Origin of the sequence: Holdemanella sp. DFI.5.55, assembly GCF_020593575.1 — a bacterium.
Taxonomy (GTDB): domain Bacteria; phylum Bacillota_I; class Bacilli_A; order Erysipelotrichales; family Erysipelotrichaceae; genus Holdemanella; species Holdemanella hominis.
In genome coordinates this window covers 1-3,510 of the sequence record NZ_JAJDMK010000122.1, presented here as the reverse complement: position 1 = coordinate 3,510, position 3,510 = coordinate 1, and the positions used below count along the sequence as shown (strand labels likewise).

At 34.3% G+C, this 3,510-nt stretch carries 4 protein-coding genes; all 4 read left to right on the top strand.

Features of this window, described 5'->3' with window-relative positions; genetic code table 11:
* The first annotated feature begins 179 nt into the window (after window positions 1–179).
* The 4 genes from LJE08_RS13070 (at window position 180) to LJE08_RS15365 (ending at window position 3,301) form a co-directional block, all read left to right on the top strand.
* Window positions 180–440 (top strand): co-chaperone GroES family protein, encoded by a 261-nt coding sequence (locus LJE08_RS13070; protein ID WP_117926251.1) that lies wholly within the window; start codon window positions 180–182, stop codon window positions 438–440.
* 16 nt (window positions 441–456) lie between these two features.
* Complete coding sequence (gene groL / locus LJE08_RS13065) at window positions 457–2,070, top strand: chaperonin GroEL (protein WP_227403449.1); 1,614 nt, start codon at window positions 457–459, stop codon at window positions 2,068–2,070.
* A gap of 203 nt (window positions 2,071–2,273) precedes the next feature.
* Window positions 2,274–2,834 carry an ABC transporter substrate-binding protein gene (locus LJE08_RS13060; RefSeq protein ID WP_227403448.1) on the top strand — a complete coding sequence of 187 codons (561 nt, stop codon included), beginning with the start codon at window positions 2,274–2,276 and terminating at the stop codon, window positions 2,832–2,834.
* Complete coding sequence (locus tag LJE08_RS15365; protein ID WP_368735833.1) at window positions 2,810–3,301, top strand: ABC transporter substrate-binding protein; 492 nt, start codon at window positions 2,810–2,812, stop codon at window positions 3,299–3,301. The genes LJE08_RS13060 and LJE08_RS15365 overlap by 25 nt, the downstream gene beginning before the upstream one ends.
* The last annotated feature ends 209 nt before the right edge of the window (window positions 3,302–3,510 follow it).

Sequence of the window (3,510 nt, the reverse complement as noted above, 5' to 3'; positions counted from 1 at the left end):
ATTGACCCTAAAATAGACCCCAAAAATAATGACCCTAATTAAAATTGGTTACCCATATGGCGAGTAATCCTCGCCATTTTCTTTTATTAAATTTTAGCAAACTTATTGCATCAGTGCTAAAAATGAGTATAATAGTAATTAGCAGTTAGAATAACTAAGTGCTAAAAGGAGGATGAATTATGTTACAACCTTTACATGATTATGTTTTATTAAAGAAAGAGAAAGAAGAAAAAACTACGGCAAGTGGAATTATTTTGACAAGTGGAAAAGAAAAGTCAAAGCTTGCAGTTGTCGCAAGTATTGGTGCAGATGTTAAAGATGCGGGATATGCTTGTGGAGATAAAGTTTTATATAAAGAATATTCAGGAACTACAATGCAGCTTGATGATGAAGAATTCATTGTCATCAAAGATGAAGATATCATTGCAGTAAGTAAGTAGTAGGAGGTAATGAATTATGGCTAAAGAAGTACGTTTTTCAAAAGATGCTCGTGAATCCATGTTAAGAGGTGTTAACACATTAGCAAATGCAGTTCGTGTTACTTTAGGTCCTAAAGGACGTAATGTTGTTCTTGAAAAGGAATATGGATCCCCATTGATCACAAACGATGGTGTAAGTATTGCTAAAGAAATTGAATTGGAAGATAAGTTTGAAAATATGGGTGCTAAATTGGTATATGAAGTTGCCAATAAGACAAATGATACAGCTGGAGACGGAACAACAACAGCTACAATTTTAGCTCAAAGTATGATTGAAAATGGTTTACGTCAAGTGGATCGTGGGGCAAATCCTGTATTGATGCGAGAAGGTATTGAAAAAGCAGCTAAGGCAGTAAGTGATTATATCTTATCTGTTTCTAAGAAAGTAGAAAGCAGTAAAGATATTGCCAATGTTGCGACAATTTCATCTGGATCGGAAGAAATTGGTAAGATTATTGCGGATGCGATGGAAAAAGTTGGTCGTGATGGTGTCATTTCAACAGATGATTCAAAAGGCTTTGAAACAGAACTTGAGATTAGTGAAGGTATGCAATATGACAAGGGTTATGTTTCTCCATATATGGTTAGTGATCGTGAAAAGATGGAAGCTATAATGGAAAATGCTTATGTATTAGTAACGGATCAAAAGATCACAAACATTCAGGAAATTTTACCTTTACTTGAACAATTGGTTCAGGCAAATCGTGCGTTATTGATTATTGCGGAAGATTTAGAAAATGAAGTAGTTTCTACTTTGGCATTAAATAAACTTCGTGGAACATTCAATGTAGTTGCAACTAAAGCTCCAGGCTTTGGCGACAACCAAAAAGAAATGTTGCAAGATATTGCGATTATGACAGGTGCTAAATTCTATTCAAAAGATTTGAATATGGAATTAAAAGATATGCAGTTATCGGATTTGGGTACAGTTAAAAAGATTGTTGTCACAAAAGATAATACGACAATGATTGGTGGAGCTGGAAGTAAAGAAGATGTGGCTGCCCGTGTATCTGAAATTGAAGCACAAATGGAAAATACAACAAGTGATTATGATAAGAAACGTATGGCAGAGCGTTTAGGTAAATTATCAAATGGTGTTTCAATCATTAAAGTGGGTGCTGCAACTGAAAGTGAATTGAAAGAAAAGAAACTTCGTATTGAAGATGCGTTGAACTCAACTCGTGCTGCTGTTAGTGAAGGTATTGTAGTTGGAGGTGGATCTTGTTTAGTAAAGGCTTATGTGGCATTAAAAGATGAAATAAAATCGGATGTAGTTGATGTACAAAAAGGTATTAAAGTTGTATTTGATGCATTGTTAGCTCCAATTGCACAGATTGCTGATAATGCTGGATATAACAGTGAAGAGATTGTTGAAAGACAAAAAGAAGTAGGTGAAAATGTAGGATTTGATGCAAAACATGGTGAATGGGTAGATATGATTGAATCTGGTATCATTGATCCTACAAAAGTAACTCGTAATGCATTGATGAATGCTTCTAGTATTTCAGCTTTGTTCTTAACAACAGAAGCTGGAGTTGCTAAAATTGATAAAGAAGAACCAGCACCTACAATGCCTCAGGGAATGTATTAACAGTTGATTGAATAGCTAAGGTTTTGATTACTTTAGCTATTTTTTTGTGCAAAGAAAGCTTTTGAAAGTAATGTAAATTATGTGTCAAAAAGGCTAAAAAACGTTTTCCGCTTGCGCTACCATATCTGTACAACTCGAGGGAGGTATAGATTATGAAAGGTAAATTATAAAAAACGTTTGCTTCTAGTGCTGTTGCATTAAGCATGTTAGTCGGATGTAGTTCAGGAAGTGGAACTGCTGCAACTGAATTAAAGGAAGGAGATACGGTCAAGATTGGTTTGAACTATGAATTGTCTAGTGCTGTAGCTTCTTATGGTCAAGCTGAGTATAAAGGTGCAACGCTAGCTATCAAGGAAAATAACGCAAACAAGGATTCAAAATATAAAATTAAAGCTGTCAAAATGGATAATAAAGTAGATGCTAGTGAATCTACTTCAGCAGCTACAAAATTGATGACTGAAGATGGTGTAGCTTTTATAGTTGAACCTGCAACTTCAGGTGCTTCTATTGCGACATATCCAGTAGCGGATCAAAACCAAGTTCCAGTCATTTCACCATCTGCTACTCAGGTAGATGCAACAATGAATGGGGATTCTCCTTATGAATATGCGTTCCGCATTTGTTTTGTAGATTCATATCAAGGTAAGGCAATGGCTAAATTTGGATATGAAAACTTAGGTAAGAAAAAAGCTGTTATCATTAACGAAGTTAGTGATTATGGAAAGGGTCTAATTAAAGAATTTACACAAAATTTGAAGATTTAGGTGGAGAAGTTGTAGCTACAGAAAGCTATAACACTAAAGACACTGACTTTGCCGGTATCATCACAAAAGTAAAAGATAAAGGTGATGATGTATTTGAATCAGAAAAATTAGCAGAACTTGCAGGTAAAGAAAATTTAAATAACTGCTACTATTCAACTGCTTATACTACAGTTAATGCAAGCGATACTTTAACAGCATTTGTTGATGCATATACTAAAGAATATGGAGAAGCTCCAAATATGTTCTCTGTATTAGCTTACGATGCTGCTAATTTAGTTTTACAAGCTCTGGAAAAATCAGCTAAGTCTGGTGCTATTCTACAAAAGGCAATTACAGATTCTGATTTTGAAGGTTTTACTGGTTCATTCACATTTGATAAGACACATTCACCTAAGAAGTCTGTATTAGTTTTTAACTTAGTAGATGGTGTTCAAACGGAAGCCGTTTCAGTAGATCCAAATAAATAAGTCTTTGTTCAAAGGGGGGAACAATTTCCAATGTCATTAAGTTAAGAAATAACGAACTGTCCAGATACTATTGTCTGGATGGTATTTTTATTTGAAAGCACAGCGAAATTTGTAGTATTGCTACTACATTTTAAAAAATATATAAACGGAATTGTTCATGAAAATATAAAAATTCGTAGAATGTTCCTAATTTAAAGGAAATCTACGAA

Excerpts from the sequence above, each read along its gene's own strand:
- LJE08_RS13070 (WP_117926251.1), top strand. The coding sequence starts at position 180 with ATGTTACAACCTTTACATGATTATGTTTTATTAAAGAAAGAGAAAGAA.
- groL (WP_227403449.1), top strand. The coding sequence starts at position 457 with ATGGCTAAAGAAGTACGTTTTTCAAAAGATGCTCGTGAATCCATGTTA.
- LJE08_RS13060 (WP_227403448.1), top strand. The coding sequence starts at position 2,274 with ATGTTAGTCGGATGTAGTTCAGGAAGTGGAACTGCTGCAACTGAATTA.